The sequence below is a fragment of the Kangiella japonica genome, from assembly GCF_039523535.1.
In the GTDB taxonomy this organism is placed as follows: Bacteria; Pseudomonadota; Gammaproteobacteria; order Enterobacterales; family Kangiellaceae; genus Kangiella; species Kangiella japonica.
This window is the reverse complement of record NZ_BAAAFM010000008.1, coordinates 259,995-276,169: the sequence shown is the minus strand read 5'-3', so window position 1 is coordinate 276,169 and position 16,175 is coordinate 259,995. Positions and strand designations below refer to the sequence as shown.

Here is a 16,175-nt window from a genome sequence, read left to right as displayed (position 1 = left end):
GAAAGTCTTTATTTATCAACAGTGAGTCGAGTTAAGCATGAAGTTTGCGTTAGGAATCGAATATGATGGTAGTCAGTATCATGGCTGGCAAAGGCAATCTCATGCTGTTTCCGTACAGCAAACCCTTGAACAAGTGTTGAGTAAGATCGCTGATCAAGATGTTCAAGTAAACTGTGCAGGTCGTACTGATACAGGTGTTCACGCCACTGGGCAGGTTGTGAGTTTTGAGATAGATAACGAACGGCCATTGAAAGCTTGGACCATGGGCGCAAATACACAGTTACCAGATTCGATCGCTGTGCGTTGGGCACACCAAGTTAGCGACGATTTTCATGCACGGTTTAGCGCCACAGCACGTCGTTATCGTTATATCATCGCTAATACTCATGCGCGCCCAGCCATATTAAATCATGGTTTAACCTGGTGTCGTCAACATTTGGACGATGTGGCTATGAATGTGGCCTGTCAGTTTTTCCCCGGCGAGCAAGATTTTTCATCATTTCAAGCGGCTAGTTGCCAATCAAGAACATCTTTTAGGTTTATTGAGCACCTCAAAGTTACTCGAATTGGTGAGTTTGTAGTAATTGATATAAAAGCGAATGCTTTTTTACACCACATGGTCAGAAATATTGCAGGAGCCCTTATAACCGTCGGTCGGGGATTAAAGTCGCCTGAGTGGGTGAAAGATCTGATAGATGCTAAGGATCGGACATTAGCGCCTGCTACTGCAAGCCCTAATGGTTTATACCTTGTAGACGTAGACTATCCTGAGAACTTTGGTCTTCCACAGCATTCCCTTGGACCAGTTTTTCTTGGTGTATCTTAAGTTGTTTATGCTAAGTGGTTCTACCAGAACTCTGTTCCGTTTAGGGTGAAACCTGTTACAATGCAACGACTTAAATTGGCTAGGGTCTTAGACCCCAAAACGAACTTAAAAATATTATGAGCTGGTTAGAACGATTATTACCAAAACGTAACCCAAACGGTGAACGTAAGAAATCCATACCAGAAGGCGTATGGAGTAAATGTAAAAACTGCGAATCTGTATTGTATTATGCAGAGGTTGAGCGCAACCAGGCGGTCTGCCCTAAGTGCAGTGGTCATATGCGTCTGACGGCACGTCAGCGTCTGGAGTTGTTCTTGGATAAGGATGGCCGTAAAGAAATCGCTCCTGATATGAAACCAGTGGATATGCTGAAGTTCCGCGATTCTAAAAAATATAAAGATCGTATTTCAAGCGCCCAGAAAAAAACCAAAGAAAACGATGCTTTGTTAGCTTTCGAAGGCACTGTAAAGGGTGTACCTGTTGTAGCTTGCGCCTTCAACTTTGAGTTTATGGGTGGCTCAATGGGCTCGGTAGTGGGCGAGAAGTTTGTCCGTGCTGTGAATAAGGCTATCGAAAAGCGTGCAGCTTTTGTTTGCTTTACGGCTAGTGGCGGCGCTCGAATGCAAGAGGCATTGGTCTCATTAATGCAAATGGCTAAAACCAGTGCAGTGTTAGCAAAGCTGTCAGAGCACGGCTTGCCATACATTACAGTGCTAACCGATCCGACTATGGGCGGTGTCACTGCAAGTTTAGCTATGCTAGGTGATATTCATATCGCTGAGCCTAAAGCTTTAATCGGCTTCGCAGGTCAACGCGTCATTGAGCAAACTATTCGTGAAAAGCTTCCAGAAGGTTTCCGTTTAAGTGAGTTTTGGCTTGAGCATGGTGCTATTGATATGATCGTCGATCGTCGCGATATGCGTGATAAAGTATCTTCTTTAGCTGCTAAAATGTTAAAAGTTGAACAGCCTGCAGCTTAAATGATTCCAACGAGATTTTAATCCTTGTCAACTACTGACAATCCTTTAGAGTTTTCACATCTTAATCAGTGGCTTGCTTGGTTAGAGCAAGCCCACTCGATTCATAACATTGAGCTTGGATTAGAGCGAGCATCAAGTGTTGCTGCCGCTATGGATCTTTCCAATCCATCAGCAAAGGTTATTACCGTGGCAGGTACTAATGGTAAAGGCTCAACGGTTGCTGCTGTAGAGTCCTTAGCTATAAGCCATAAGCTCTCTGTTGCTAGCTACACATCGCCCCACCTTATTGCCTTTAATGAGCGCATCAAAATCAATGGCGAAAACTGCCACGATGAACTTATCTGTGCCGGCTTCAAAGCCGTGTATCAGGCCAAGCAAGATACCCAGCTTACTTACTTTGAGTTTACAACTCTCGTTGCGCTATGGATCTTTAAGCAGCAGAACGTAGATCTCATAGTTCTTGAGGTGGGGTTGGGAGGGCGTTTGGATGCCGTTAATATTATTGACTGTGATGTTGCAGTGGTTACTTCGATTGGTTTAGACCATGAGGACTGGCTCGGCAGCGACCTTGGACAAATTGCGGTGGAAAAGGCTGGAGTAGCGCGTAGAGGCAAGCCATTGATAATTGCCGACAAAGATACTGAGGCGCTATTAATGCCACCTTGTGAGTCAGTAGGAGCGATCCCGTGGCTTGCAGATCGTGATTATAAAACAAGGGTTGATGCAAAGTATTGGAGCTACACTTCTACAGCTCTTGCTATCGATTTCTATGAGTTACCACTGAATGACCTGTATTTACAAAACTTAGCAGCAGCATTAACTGCCTTCGGATATTGCTTTCAGGAGCTACTAAATAAAGAAATTTCGTATGCTGCGACTTATAAAGCCTTTGAAACGCTTTCCGTTATGGGGCGTTTCCAAAAGTTATCAAACAATCCTTTGATAATTATTGATGTGGCACATAACCCTGATTCCGCAAGATTGCTGAACTCTAAGCTAGCCCAGTTAAAAGAGAAGGGGATAACACGCATTATTGCTTTGTGTGGCATGCTAAAAGATAAAGATACAGACAGTTGCTTGGAACTAATGACGCACGTTGACCAGTGGAACCTGATTGATTTACCTGAACCTCGGGGTAAAAAAGCTAGCGAACTGTTGCAAAGCCTACCTCAACTGTCGCAAAATAACGTTAAGTGTTATGCTTCATTAGAAGAATTTAACGAGTCCAGTCAACAAAGCCCGAGTCTATCCGATGCGGATGCTTTAGTGGTCTTTGGCTCATTCGTAACGGTTGGACTTTTCGTTGAGTATTGGAACAAAGAAGGTTTTGCGTGGATATAAAGCTTAAACATCGTTTAGTCGGTGCTTGTGTCATTTTAGCCTTAGCAGTTTTTTTCCTCCCTATGATTCTTGATAGTGAGAAATACCGTCAAGATATAGAAAGCCAAATTCCGACCGACTCGGTGCTACAAAATAACGTTAGTGATTCTGCCGAACAATCAAGTTCCGCACAATCCGGCTCTTTGACTATAGATTTGGATGAAGACGAGCCCGTTAAAGCTATTAAAAAGCCATCACAACATGCAAAAAATGTAGCGGAAAATGGTGGCAATGATTCGGAGTCTGAAAAGCCGGATCCTTTGAAGGTTGAGTCAGGCTTGGATGAAACCACTGCAAAAAGTCACGATAAGCCTGCGATTAAGGCGGTTGAACCAGCCACACCGGCTGCTATTGCCGACGACTCTCAGAGCAAGACTTCTAATGCTACTGAATCGGCCGATAAAACTAAGCAATCAGAACCAAAGACTACCGTTGCTAAGACTTCTGGCTCCAAAGCTTCGAAGAATTCTACAACTTTGACTTCAAAGAATAACCCTCAGAAAACTCAAGCAGTTGATACCGGCAATAAAAAAACATCCTTTGAAGAGACTGCCTGGGTCATCCAGATAGGCTCATTCTCAAATAAAGAAAATGCAACAGCTTTAGTGTCAGAGCTCAGAAACAAGGGGTATCGGGCTTACCAAAGAGATGCAGGCAAATATTCGAGAGTGTATGTTGGCCCTTATCCAGATAAGTCAGCAGCTGAGTCTAGGGTCAAACCCTTAGAAGATATTGTTGGCTCTGCGGTAAAAGTACTACAATTCGATCCCCAGGGGCACTAATGCCCAGGATCGACAAACCTCAAATCGCTTATTCCGCTGAGCGTCATGCTCTGGTAAAATGCCACCTTAATTCTATGAGGCATCCTCTTTAATGATTTGGGTTGATTGGGTCATTTTAGCGATTATCGGCGTTTCAGCGCTGATTAGTCTACTCCGTGGCTTTGTTCGTGAAGCCTTATCCTTAGCCGGCTGGATAGCAGCATTTTTCCTAGCAAAAATGTTCTATGAGCCAGTTTCAGAACTTCTTGTTGATCATATCGAGACCAATAGTATCCGTTTAGGAGTATCTTGGGTGGCGATATTTGTTGCAACGCTAGTTGTAGCGGGGATCATAAATTATCTTGTTGGGCGAATGGTCGATGCTGCAGGTATGAGTGGTACCGACCGTTTTTTAGGAATGTTTTTTGGAGCCCTAAGAGGTGTCTTGATCGTGGCTCTCATCGTTTTAGCACTAAAACAGTTTACACCTGTACCCAAAGATAAATGGTGGGATCAATCAAGTCTCCTACCTCATATGGAAATTGTTTCTGCTTGGTTTTACGAAAAACTAGGAGACGTTGTCCCCGAAATGAAAGACGAGTCAAACGATGACAAACAATCTGAATCTGTATTGAGTGATAACTCAGATCCTATCGGCGCATTGATTAAGATGAAGGGACTGGATAGCTCGGAAATGCCGATCAATGGAGATGACCCCCGAACAACGGAAGATGATGATTCATCTGACGCTAAATCTTCAACCAAAAACGACGAGCAAAATTAATATGTGTGGTATTGTTGGAATCGTAGGTAAAACACCTGTAAACCAAAGTATTTTTGACGCTTTAACGGTATTGCAGCACCGTGGTCAAGATGCAGCCGGTATAGTAACTAGTGACCAAGGGAAGCTGTATTTGCGCAAGGATAATGGTCTGGTTCGAGATGTGTTTCATACGCGTCACATGAGAAGACTGACTGGTAACTCTGGAATCGGTCACGTGAGATACCCAACTGCTGGGAGCTCAACATCAGCAGAGGCGCAACCACTTTATGTCAACTCACCTTACGGCATTACCCTAGCTCATAATGGTAACTTGACTAATTCAGACCATCTTAAAACAGAACTTTTCTCAACCGATCGTCGTCATTTAAACACCAATTCAGACTCAGAAGTTCTGCTTAATGTTTTAGCTCATGAGCTCCAAGCATTAAACAAAACACACCTAGAGCCAGAAGATATTTTTACTGCAGTTGGTGAGGTCTTTAGACGGTGTAAGGGTGCTTACGCAGGAGTAGCCTTAATTAGTGGGCACGGTCTTCTCTGTTTCCGTGACCCATACGGTATTCGTCCAGCGGTTTACGGTAAACGTGAAACCGAAACTGGGACCGAGTACATGGTTGCTTCTGAGTCTGTTGCGCTTGATGCTCTTGGCTTTGAGTTGATTGATGATATTGGTCCAGGTCACGCCGTATTTATCTCTGAAGATGGTGAGTTACACACAAAGAAATGTATTGAAGAAAACACCTTCGCTCCTTGTATTTTCGAGCACGTGTATTTAGCTCGTCCAGACTCGTTGATTGATAATGTTTCTGTATATAAAGCACGTCTTCGTATGGGTGAGAAACTGGCAGAGAAGATTTTAAGAGAATGGCCAGACCATGATATTGACGTTGTGATACCTATTCCTGACACGTCGACAACCTCTGCGATGCAACTAGCGAACGAGTTGAATTTAAAGATGCGTCACGGCTTCATTAAGAACCGTTATATTGGTCGAACATTTATTATGCCTGGCCAGCAATTACGTAAAAAAAGCGTACGCCAAAAGTTAAATGCTATTGATCTGGAATTTGGTGGAAAGAACGTACTTTTAGTGGATGACTCCATTGTTCGAGGCACTACTTCAGAGCAAATTATCGAGATGGCACGAGAAGCCGGAGCGAACAAAGTATACTTTGCGTCTGCAGCTCCTCCTGTTCGTTATCCAAACGTTTACGGTATTGATATGCCTGCTGCTGATGAGTTAATTGCACACAACCGTACTGAAGAAGAGGTTGGTGAAATTATTGGAGCAGACAAAATTATTTATCAAGACGTTGATGCTATGGTTGAAGCTGTTCAAGAAGGTAATCCCGATATAAAAGAGTTTGATTTGTCTGTCTTCACTGGAGAATACATTACAGGTGATATTGATAAAGACTATTTAACAGCTCTTGAACAAAAGCGAAATGACCTAGCTAAATCCTCGCAAGATTCTGAAGAAGTTGAAGTCTCAGCGATGGTCATGGACCTGCACAACCAATAAAAGATGGCTTAACCATGAAAACATTAATGAGAGCACTGTTAAAACTCTTTGGCTGGAAACAGGTTGGAGAACTCCCTGATTTCAAGAAGTGTGTAATCATTTTTGCGCCTCACACCTCTAACTGGGACTTCGTTTTAATGTTGATGGTTAGATTCTGTTTTAAAATGGATGTGGCTTTTCTAGGTAAGCATACTTTGTTTAAATCCCCCCTTGGCTGGTTTTTTAAGTGGCTTGGTGGTATACCTGTTGAACGCTCGTCTAAAAATAATGTAGTAAAGCAAGTGGTAGCTGAGATCAACTCAAGAGAGCGGGTCCAGTTAGCACTTGCACCAGAAGGCACGCGTAGTAAAAAGTCCCACTGGAAAAGTGGGTTTTACCATATAGCGGTACAGGCACAGGTACCGATAGTGTTTAGCTTTTTGGACTCTAAAACAAAGACGATTGGGATTGGAGGGTTTATCCAGCCTTCAGGCGAGATTAGACAGGATATGGATAAAATCAGGGACTTTTATAAAGATAAATTAGGAATAAAACCAGAGTTTGCCAGTGAAATTCATATCGAGGAATCGACCAAGCCTTAATCGTAGTTTTTGTAAGGCACTCTTATTATTGACCCATGTCTTTGCATTTTTTTGTGCAAGTCTATTATTCACTCCTGATGTTAAAGCTCTTCACAGTCTTAGCGATAGAGTTCGCTTCCATTCTATAACTATCGAGCATAACCTGAGCCAAAGCACAGTAAACAGTATCATAGAAGATAAACATGGCTATATGTGGTTCGGCACCCAGGATGGGCTAAATCGATACGATGGACGAGTTTTTAAGCATGTCATGTATAACCCGAAAGAGGACAATAGCCTTAGCTCACCGACTGTTATAGATTTATATTATGACACTAAAAATACTATCTGGGCGCTTACTACGCTAGGCATAGACAGTGTTGAGGTTGAAACACTTGAAGTGACGCAATGGGCAGAAAAGGTTATTGCGTTAGAAAGAGAAAGTGACCCAAATTTCGGCAGCATGCAAATACATGCGGTAACACCAACTGACAATCAGCAATTGCTTGTATTAACTGACGACTATATTGCTTCGATTGATAAAGCTAACAATAGAGTTATTCGTTTATCACAATTCGATCCTCTAATTTCAAACAACACGATTAAAAGCTTTACTTACCTTAAAGAGCGTTTGTACTTCCTCGAAGATAACTGCCTGGTTTTCGTCGATTTAGAGGGTAAGTCTAAGGCCTCAAAATGTTTATCAGCAGAGCTTCAGCTTGGTACTCTAAAAGTCGATGATGAAACCCAGAATAAAATTTTAATCAAGGGCAATAAGGGCTTTGCGGTTTTTAACTTAAACGATAGTGAGCTCATCTATCACCAGGTATATGATAAGCGTAAGTCCAAAAATGTTCTGGTGTTAGATGTTTTATCTCATAACGGTGGATACTGGCTAGCTACCTCTTCAGGACTAAAATTTTGGGACGCAACAACTCAATCCATAAGCCTTGAGTATTATGCAGAAATTAGTGATCCTTATTCAATTGGCAATGACTATGTACAATCCATAGCAAAAACTAAAGATGGAATATTTTGGATTGGTAGTTTATACGGGGTTAACTATTGGAGTTCCAAGCAAAACTTTATTCATCTTTTGCAAAAACAGGAAGTAATGCATTTAGGGAGGAATAATTATACGACTTCTCTGCTTAAAACACATAGTGATGAGTTGTTAATTGGTACCGATGCATCCGGTATTTACAAATATAGTTCAGACTTTTCAACGCTAACTAAGTATTCGCCCTTAAAAGTCGGAGAGGAGCTTATCTCGCCCGGTTATGTCGCAGGAATGATTGAGGATAGGAATCGTAACTTGTGGATAATCAGTAACGAAGGTTTATTTATTAAGCCCTACGATGAAGATAGCTTTAATTTCATAAAAGAAGCACAAGACATCAATGGTAAAACGATAAATCTACAGGATATGTCCACCATTATAGAGACTCGCGATGGAGATATTTGGATTGGTGGGGTGAATCAGTTTTTCCAGATAAAAGTCCGTCGAAATAGTGAAGCTTCTAAGACCTACAGCTTAGAGTTCACAAGTTATGCTGAATTGATACCTAAGAGTCTCATGGATACTAAATATGGAGTTTATACCATCTATGAAGATTTACAGGGATATATTTGGATGGGTTTTTCTGAAGGGTTAATACGGTTCAATCCTCTTAGTAAAAGAGTTGAGATATTTAAATCTGAACCTTCCAATCCGCAAACACTTTCCAACTCAGATGTGACCGTTATTTATGAAGACTTACTTGGCGTACTTTGGGTTGGAACTGTCTCTGGATTAAATCGCGTTCGGTATAACTCAAAAGGGAATGTGTATTTCCAAAGAGTGACTGAAGATGATGGCTTCGTTGATGATTTTATTTGCTCAATCTTAGCGGATGAGTCTGGTTATTTATGGGTTTCTACTTCAAATGGTCTTGTTAAATACCACCCAGATAAGGGAAGACCGATAAACTTTTCTTATAACGACGGTTTGCAATTTAACGAGTTTTTCACCAATGCTGACCTGGTTGATGATGAAGGTAACTTGTACTTTGGCGGCGTTAACGGTATTACCTTACTGACCCCTAACAAGGTTAGTATTGATAAAGTTAACAAAACATTAAAAGTCACATCGATCAAACAGAATGATGAAGTGGTTAGGGTTACTCAGCAAAAAGGTGAGTATTTCGCTAGAGTGCATGATGAAGGTGTAGTCACTATTGAGCTCTCTATTTTTGATTTTATCAACGGTATTCAATCTGAATATCGTTATAAAATTGATGCTTTTGGAGATGATTGGGTGAATTTAGATGGACCTACAATTAGACTTCATAACCTTGATCAAGCGCAATTGTTAATCACAGCCCAGGCTCGACAAAAAAATGGTCGGTGGGAAGAAAAAGAAGTGATTTTGCGATTAAGTGTTAATAAAGGCTTTTGGGCAAGCGCACAGGGATTTATGCTCTACCTTATCGCTTTAACGGTTGTCGTTCTCGGTACGGCTGTCTATCTGGCTAGGTACTTTTCTCGCCGTCTGACAGAGCAGGAAATCAAACTTGATGAGCGAAAGGCGCAGACACAATTGCTTTTGAGTGAGAAGAAAACCCTGCTTTATCAAGTTGAGGATTTACAATATTCGCTTTCTGAGCAGCGGTATTTATCAGAGCGGTTAGAAGAGAAGTTAGAGCGCCAATCCTTTACCGATCAAGTCACTGGTTTTAAAAGTAAGCATTATTTAAAGCAGCATATTGATAAAGAGCTTGCAAATATATCCCAAACTTGGCTCGAGAATGATGGTATTGCTGGAGTTTATCTTGGTGTTTTTGCTGTTGATATTGATAACCTTTCAATGATTAATAAAGAGCATGGACCGCTCTGCGGTAACGAAATATTAAAGCAAGCAGCCGAATGTCTGCGAACAATCAGTTACGGTACCGATACTCTAGTGCGGTGGCAGGGTGCCACACTGCTAATTTTAAGTCGTGGTATTGAAAAGCGTGAGCAGATGATTCTTGCTGAGAAAATCCGCTCAATCATAGCCTCTCGAAAATTTGATCTCGGCAATGGAGCGAGTATTGATGTTACTTGTAGCGTTGGTTTCGGGCGGTTCCCTTTCCTTGATAATCCTAAAGAAGTTATCACATGGGAGCAGCTGATTTACGTAATCAATAAGGCTCTTTCGGTCGCTAAAACAAATAGTCGTAACGCTTGGCTTGGGATTTATACCAATCAGTTCTCACACCCGCAAGAAATACGTACCCAGATTACAACAAATCTTAGTGGACTTTTAGCTAGTGGCCAATTGGAATATGTATCTTCAATTCCTAAGTCAAATAAAATTGACTGGGAATGTTAATAGCTAAAGCATAAGTCTCAAGCTTATGCTTTAGTGCAAGTGATGCAGTACTATCACAAGAACAGCAGCAATCAACAGACCTGAAACAAAATAGCCTTTGTGCTTTATAGAGCTTACAAACTGCTGCTCGGCTGCTTCCTCATGAGTATGCACATGAGGGTCCTTACTGTCGTGAGAGTGGCTGTGAGGGCGGTGAATAATGACGTGAAGCAAGGTACCGCTCACTACGGCTTGAAAAAAGTCAATGTAAGTGTTGTGAAGGCCAAAGAGTTGTTTCTCACCAATATAGTAGCCCAACACCGTAGCGACAATCATAGCGCCAAATACAATCATTGACTTTCGATTACCCCAAAGCGGATTCACGATCCACCAAAGGCTCAGTCCCACCACTAAGCGATGAAGGATAACTGCATAAGGAAGCATTTCGTTACCTTCAACGGTAACAACTGCAGCACCGTCGATAGCAGAGTGAGTCATTAAGCCTAAAATACCAAGAACTAGTGCTATGCTATGAGTTTTATGGGCGAATCGCCTGAAGGTAATTTCGACTAAAGCAGGCCCAAAAAAGCCAAGCAATAATAGCGGGAAAAGGGCGTAACCGATATTACTCCAAAGAACTGGCAGGACATCAAAAATTAATAATGAGCCGACAGAGACCAGCACAAAAGGAAATAAAAAGTCATCCATTCGCCTATTGTGGCCAATCACCTTCAAGGCTATTGGGCCAATTAAGATGGCAATGATGCTTAGTGTTAGGAGTATCAAATTAACTTCCCAGGGTTCATTATATTGTTAGGGTCAAAAACGGCTTTTATGCCCTTCATATAAGCAATTTCAGCGTCTGAGCGACTATAGTTTAAGTATGGCTTTTTCAATAGACCAACGCCGTGCTCAGCCGAAATACTGCCCCCCAAATCTTTAAGAACATCGAAAATCATAGGGTTTACCTTCTCACAAGCGGTTGTAAACTCACTATAACTCATACTTTCAGGGGCTAAGATATTGAGGTGTAGATTGCCGTCACCAATATGCCCAAACCAAATGACTTCAAAGTCTGGGTATTGTTCACTGACAATGCCGTCTACTTTAGTCAAGAATTCAGAGACTTTGTCAGGAGTGACTGAAATATCATTTTTGTAGGGCTTTCTAGCGGAAATAGTTTCAGAAATATATTCTCTGTACTTCCACAGTTCTTCCGCTTGTTGCTGGCTTTGACTCATGACACCGTCCTGAATCAATTCCTGCTCTAAACATGCTTCGAAACACTCTAACGCCTTTTCAAGACGATCTTCTGAGTCTACATCAAACTCTAGTAAACAGTAAAAAGCCGCTTGAGTTTCAACCGGACGTGGCAGCTTGTGATGCGCCATCACTTTTTGTAGCGCTTCTTCTGAGAAGAATTCAAATGCTGTTAAGTCAACTTCTTTTTGGAACAGGTTCAACAGCTCGGTTACCTTCGTCATATCCTCGATGGCAAGTAGTAATACGGTAAGGTTGTTAGGCGGTCGCGTGAACTTTATAGTCGCTTCAGTAATTAGTCCTAAGGTGCCTTCACTACCGATGAAAAGGTGACGAAGATCGTAACCTGTGGCGTTTTTTACAAGACCTGAATTAAGTTCCAAGATCTCGCCCTTACCAGTAACTACGGTTAACCCCATGACCCAGTCACGTGTAAGTCCATAGCGGATAACTTTAATACCACCGGCATTGGTTGCAATATTGCCACCTATTTGTGATGAACCGCTTGATGCAAAATCAACAGGGTAGTAAAGCTCATTGTCAGTGGCGAATTGCTGCAACTGCTCAGTAATGACTCCTGCTTGGCATTTGGCTTGTTGGGTTGTTTTTTCGAAGTCTAGAATTTTGTTCATCTTGTCTAGAGCTACAACTAGTTCTCCATTGCTGGCTACTGCGCCACCGCTAAGCCCTGTACGGCCACCTGAGGGGACGATAGCGATATTGTTATCATTAGCCCACTTTACGATTTTTGCAACCTGTTCAGTGGTTCTAGGCAGTGCAATGGCCATTGGCTTGACAGGGTATTGGTTCGTCCAGTCTTTTCCGTACTGTTTGAGTGAATCGTCATCAGTCAGAATGCAGTCAGCATCAAGGATTTTGCTTAGTGAATCTAGCGAAGGTTGCACAAAGAGCTCCGTTGTTCTTTGAATTCAAAAGGCTAGGACGTATTTTGCCAGAGCTTTTGATTAATTGAAATGAGTTGTTTGTTCTCAGCAAAAAAATATCTTGCCAAAACACCAGCCGAAATCGCATACAGGTAAATATCGTAGGCAAAAAAAAACCTCTGAAAGATTCAGAGGTTTAAAATAATTCAATCTAAAAGGGTATGGAAAGTGGTGGGTGGTACTGGGCTCGAACCAGTGACCCTCGCCTTGTAAGGGCGATGCTCTCCCAACTGAGCTAACCACCCACATTCCAGAGTTCAATTTAAGGAAGTTCATCTCTTGGATGTGTTCCTCAAGAACGGGGCGCATTCTATGGCTGTATGAGTTTTAGGTCAACTGTTTTTTTTATAAATAGTTATAAAAAGTTAAAAAAAGTGACTTCTTGTCGAATTATTGTGCGAAGTGAGTGTTTATTGAACATAGTAGTCCTTTTTATGGTATTGATTTATCGTTGGGCTCTAGTCAATGGTTCCTTAATAGAGGAGTTTAGGAGGCGACTCGATGATGAATTGATTAGTTTAGCGTTTGAAGTTATCTAGTTATCAAATAGTTGCGAACACTTTAACCTGCACTCAGTGAGCAAAATAGGTTTTGTAAATAGTTAGGCCTTGATAGAATAGGCGCAACTTTTACTAATCGTTAACATTATGACCGTTAAAACACGTTTTGCACCGAGTCCTACAGGTTATTTGCACCTTGGTGGCGCTAGAACCGCGCTTTACAGTTGGTTGTTTGCTAAAAAGTATCAAGGCCAGTTTGTTTTACGTATCGAAGACACTGACCGTGAACGCTCTACGGAAGAGTCTGTACAGGCTATCTTTGATGGTATGGAGTGGATGACGTTAAACCATGATGAGGGCCCATATTATCAGACGCAACGTTTTGATCGATACAAAGAGCAAATTGAGAAAATGCTGGAGTCTGGTCAGGCTTACCGCTGTTATTGCTCTAAAGAGCGTTTGGAAAAACTGCGCGAAAGCCAGCAAGAGGCGAAACAAAACATCGGTTATGACGGCCACTGTCGTAATTTAAGTGTTGATGAGCAGGATCAGAGCCAGCCCCACGTAATCCGCTTTAAAAACCCAGAAGAGGGTAAAGTTGTCTTTAACGATCTGATTAAAGGTGAAATTACGGTTAGTAACTCTGAGCTTGATGATTTAATCATTGCGCGTACTGATGGCACCCCAACCTATAACTTCACCGTGGTTGTTGATGATTTGGATATGGGGATTTCCCATGTTATCCGTGGTGACGATCACGTCAATAATACGCCACGTCAAATCAACATGATCAAAGCATTAGGCGCCGAGCCACCGTTTTACGCACATGTGCCTATGATTTTAGGTGATGATGGCAAACGTCTTTCTAAACGTCATGGTGCTGTAAGTGTTATGCAATATCGTGATATGGGCTACTTGCCACAGGCAATGCTGAACTACCTTGTACGATTGGGCTGGTCACATGGCGATCAGGAAATTTTCTCTGTTGATGAAATGATTGAGCTGTTTGATTTGAAGGATGTTAACCGAGCGCCTTCGGCTTTTAATACCGAAAAATTGAACTGGTTGAATCAGCATTATATGAAAGAATTGCCGGCGGATGAGGTCTTGCCACATCTGCAATGGCATATTGATCAAGCTGGTCTTGATTTGACCAATGGACCTGATATTAAGCGCTTGATTCCGTTAATGGCTGAGCGTGTTAAAACGTTGAGCGAATTAGCTGAATCGGTTAGTTATTTCTATCAAGACTATGACGAGTTTGATGCTAAAGCTGCGAAAAAGCACCTGCGTCCAGTAGCGAAGCAACCTCTTGAAGTAGTGCAGAACAAGCTAAAAGAGCAACTAGACTGGTCAGCAGACGTATTACACGACTTGGTTAGTTCAGCGGCCGAAGAATTAGAGCTAGGTATGGGTAAAGTAGGGATGCCATTACGTGTAGCCGTTACTGGTTCAGGTATGTCCCCCGATTTAGGTATCACTCTAGAGTTGATTGGTAAAGAGCGTGTATTACAGCGAATCGATAAAGCCTTAGCCTTTATCGCAGAGCGTGAAGCACAAAGCTAGATTGCTTTGCTACCAATTATCGAGAATAAAAAAAGCCTGCAAATCGCAGGCTTTTTTTGTTAGGGGGGAGATATTACTTGCTTACTGAGTGACTTACTGAGTAACAGAAGGCTTAACTTTGATACTTTTGATTGCTTTTAAAACATCTTTTGCATGAATGCCTTTTAAATCGTCAACGCCAGCAGTTAGCGTGTATTTCATACCACCAACATGGAAGTCAGCAGCCATTACCGAACGCCAGTTAGATAAAGGGAATACTTGGTAACATTTCGTGTCTGTCTGGCAAGAGTGTTGCGTATAGCCACCAGCTTTGTGGTTGTCACTTATATCAATGTAGTTTTTACGTTTAGACTTCGAACCAGTGCGATAAAGGATAGTAACGCTGGCTAAATCTTTTTTACTTTTGTTGACGTTGAACTCAGTTCGATTGGCTTTGTAGCCAGTCAATACAGTGTGAACATCTTTACTTTTCAGTGTGTAGCTAACATAGCCTTTTGGCATAATATTTTGCTTAACCTTCCAGGTAGAAGGGACTGTCATATAATTATTAGCGCCGATATGTATATCATTATAGGTCTTTACCGGTTTTGGCGGTGGCGTTGGCTTTGTAGGCTCAACAGGCTTTGGGGCTGCACATGCCCATAATAGTAGTGAACCTGCAACGATTGTACCGAGATTTTTCAAACTAGATTTTGTCATGTAATGTCACCTAACGAATGATTATTTAAAACTTAACTGTAATGTGAAAATCTAAGCCCAATGTTCGTCATAAGCTTTGCTGTCAGCGGCTTTAAAACGACTCCCCGGGGCTAAAATATGCATTTGTAAACCAAACAGCGAGATATAATCGCCACTCCCAGCTGTGCCCATAGATGAATATTGCAAATTACTTGGGTCGATCAAGGTTGCCGAGCCAACACCAAATATTTGTAACTCATCTTTAGGGCTTATAAATAAAGCCGATCCTTCATCAATCCCAATACCGATAGTAAAAGGGTTATAGGACAGGGCAGTTAATAGTCGTCCTAATCTACCCGGTTGCTCGAAGTGATAATCGAGCATAAAACGGTTAGTTAAACCCAAACCTGGAGCCATTGTCACGCCGTCTTGCTTGGGTGCAACAGACTCATCACCACCTGCTATCATGTGCTCACTCAATAAAGCTGCAGCGCCGTAGCTTCCGACTACATGGACACCGTCCGCGTTTAATTTCCTTATTTGTTTAGCGACCGGAGTTCCGCCAATGATGGTCGAAATTTGTAGTGGCTTCTCACCAAGGATAATAATCAGTTCTTTGTCGCTCATCCTCTCAAGATGCTTGGGGTTATTAGCATCTTGGCGACTGTTAATACTTATCTCAACGCATTCTTCAAAGCCATTATTTGTTAGCACTTTATCTAACTGATGCTCAATAGAAGAAGGGCCTACGTTCACGATAACCGCTGAAGCTGATGCACTTAAACAGATACTTCGGATTTGCTCAGCGACAATATCATCCAGTTGGTGCTTACACCCCCCTATGGAAATAATATAACCTCGATCGAACTTTCCACTACCTAGTGATGGCATTTATTGTTACTCCAAGTTTTGTATCGCTATCGGTACCAGCACTAACAGCGAGTAATACTATCATCAACCTATAGCCAAAAGTGTGGCAGAGTTGGTGCTATTCGTAAAAAAATCTGACACTTGCTTGCGGTCTTATTTAACTTGTTTCCGTAAGCCATTGTTATACCGCTTTATATATCGTTAAGTCTAAAA

At 41.9% G+C, this 16,175-nt stretch carries 13 protein-coding genes and 1 tRNA gene; 9 read left to right on the top strand and 5 right to left on the bottom strand.

Going from position 1 to position 16,175, the window contains the following annotated elements; genetic code table 11:
- The first annotated feature begins 37 nt into the window (after nucleotides 1–37).
- The 8 genes from truA (at nucleotide 38) to ABD128_RS10345 (ending at nucleotide 10,165) form a co-directional block, all read left to right on the top strand.
- The gene (gene truA / locus ABD128_RS10380) at nucleotides 38–826 is read left to right on the top strand and encodes a tRNA pseudouridine(38-40) synthase TruA (protein ID WP_343989926.1); all 789 of its coding nucleotides are present in this window, start codon (nucleotides 38–40) and stop codon (nucleotides 824–826) included.
- 116 nt (nucleotides 827–942) lie between these two features.
- On the top strand, nucleotides 943–1,806 hold the full coding sequence (gene accD, locus ABD128_RS10375) for an acetyl-CoA carboxylase, carboxyltransferase subunit beta (protein WP_343989923.1): 864 nt from the start codon (nucleotides 943–945) through the stop codon (nucleotides 1,804–1,806).
- Nucleotides 1,807–1,830: 24 nt separating this feature from the next.
- Nucleotides 1,831–3,147: a bifunctional folylpolyglutamate synthase/dihydrofolate synthase gene (locus ABD128_RS10370; protein ID WP_343989920.1), complete on the top strand. Its 1,317-nt coding sequence runs from the start codon at nucleotides 1,831–1,833 to the stop codon at nucleotides 3,145–3,147.
- Complete coding sequence (locus ABD128_RS10365; protein ID WP_343989917.1) at nucleotides 3,138–3,968, top strand: SPOR domain-containing protein; 831 nt, start codon at nucleotides 3,138–3,140, stop codon at nucleotides 3,966–3,968. The genes ABD128_RS10370 and ABD128_RS10365 overlap by 10 nt, the downstream gene beginning before the upstream one ends.
- 91 nt (nucleotides 3,969–4,059) lie before the next feature.
- Nucleotides 4,060–4,731, top strand: coding sequence for a CvpA family protein (locus ABD128_RS10360; protein ID WP_343989914.1), 672 nt, complete (start codon nucleotides 4,060–4,062; stop codon nucleotides 4,729–4,731).
- A 1-nt stretch (nucleotide 4,732) separates the two neighbouring features.
- Entirely contained in the window at nucleotides 4,733–6,253 is a 1,521-nt protein-coding gene (gene purF / locus ABD128_RS10355) for an amidophosphoribosyltransferase (RefSeq protein WP_343989911.1), read from the top strand.
- A gap of 14 nt (nucleotides 6,254–6,267) precedes the next feature.
- Nucleotides 6,268–6,834 (top strand): lysophospholipid acyltransferase family protein, encoded by a 567-nt coding sequence (locus tag ABD128_RS10350; protein WP_343989908.1) that lies wholly within the window; start codon nucleotides 6,268–6,270, stop codon nucleotides 6,832–6,834.
- A gap of 28 nt (nucleotides 6,835–6,862) precedes the next feature.
- Nucleotides 6,863–10,165, top strand: a complete 3,303-nt coding sequence (locus ABD128_RS10345) for a ligand-binding sensor domain-containing protein (protein ID WP_343989905.1) — start codon at nucleotides 6,863–6,865, stop codon at nucleotides 10,163–10,165.
- A gap of 30 nt (nucleotides 10,166–10,195) precedes the next feature.
- Here ABD128_RS10345 and ABD128_RS10340 read toward each other — a convergent pair whose 3' ends face one another.
- The 3 genes from ABD128_RS10340 to ABD128_RS10330 all read right to left on the bottom strand — a co-directional run bounded on the left by ABD128_RS10340 (nucleotide 10,196) and on the right by ABD128_RS10330 (nucleotide 12,593).
- Entirely contained in the window at nucleotides 10,196–10,930 is a 735-nt protein-coding gene (locus ABD128_RS10340; RefSeq protein WP_343989902.1) for a hypothetical protein, read from the bottom strand.
- Nucleotides 10,927–12,309 carry an FAD-binding oxidoreductase gene (locus ABD128_RS10335; protein WP_343989899.1) on the bottom strand — a complete coding sequence of 461 codons (1,383 nt, stop codon included), beginning with the start codon at nucleotides 12,307–12,309 and terminating at the stop codon, nucleotides 10,927–10,929. The genes ABD128_RS10340 and ABD128_RS10335 overlap by 4 nt, the downstream gene beginning before the upstream one ends.
- 208 nt (nucleotides 12,310–12,517) lie before the next feature.
- Nucleotides 12,518–12,593, bottom strand: a tRNA-Val gene (locus ABD128_RS10330).
- A gap of 402 nt (nucleotides 12,594–12,995) precedes the next feature.
- On the opposite strand from ABD128_RS10330, the gene gltX reads away from it, so the two are divergent.
- Entirely contained in the window at nucleotides 12,996–14,414 is a 1,419-nt protein-coding gene (gene gltX / locus ABD128_RS10325) for a glutamate--tRNA ligase (protein WP_343989896.1), read from the top strand.
- A gap of 93 nt (nucleotides 14,415–14,507) precedes the next feature.
- Here gltX and ABD128_RS10320 read toward each other — a convergent pair whose 3' ends face one another.
- Together ABD128_RS10320 and ABD128_RS10315 are read right to left on the bottom strand one after the other, a co-directional pair.
- Complete coding sequence (locus ABD128_RS10320) at nucleotides 14,508–15,113, bottom strand: hypothetical protein (RefSeq protein ID WP_343989893.1); 606 nt, start codon at nucleotides 15,111–15,113, stop codon at nucleotides 14,508–14,510.
- A gap of 51 nt (nucleotides 15,114–15,164) precedes the next feature.
- Nucleotides 15,165–15,983 (bottom strand): cyanophycinase, encoded by an 819-nt coding sequence (locus ABD128_RS10315; RefSeq protein ID WP_343989890.1) that lies wholly within the window; start codon nucleotides 15,981–15,983, stop codon nucleotides 15,165–15,167.
- Between the last annotated feature and the right edge of the window lie 192 nt (nucleotides 15,984–16,175).

Coding starts and splice junctions, on each gene's coding strand:
- purF (WP_343989911.1), top strand. CDS start 4,733: ATGTGTGGTATTGTTGGAATCGTAGGTAAAACACCTGTAAACCAAAGT.
- ABD128_RS10320 (WP_343989893.1), bottom strand. CDS start 15,113: ATGACAAAATCTAGTTTGAAAAATCTCGGTACAATCGTTGCAGGTTCA.
- ABD128_RS10350 (WP_343989908.1), top strand. CDS start 6,268: ATGAAAACATTAATGAGAGCACTGTTAAAACTCTTTGGCTGGAAACAG.
- gltX (WP_343989896.1), top strand. CDS start 12,996: ATGACCGTTAAAACACGTTTTGCACCGAGTCCTACAGGTTATTTGCAC.
- truA (WP_343989926.1), top strand. CDS start 38: ATGAAGTTTGCGTTAGGAATCGAATATGATGGTAGTCAGTATCATGGC.
- ABD128_RS10315 (WP_343989890.1), bottom strand. CDS start 15,983: ATGCCATCACTAGGTAGTGGAAAGTTCGATCGAGGTTATATTATTTCC.
- accD (WP_343989923.1), top strand. CDS start 943: ATGAGCTGGTTAGAACGATTATTACCAAAACGTAACCCAAACGGTGAA.
- ABD128_RS10360 (WP_343989914.1), top strand. CDS start 4,060: ATGATTTGGGTTGATTGGGTCATTTTAGCGATTATCGGCGTTTCAGCG.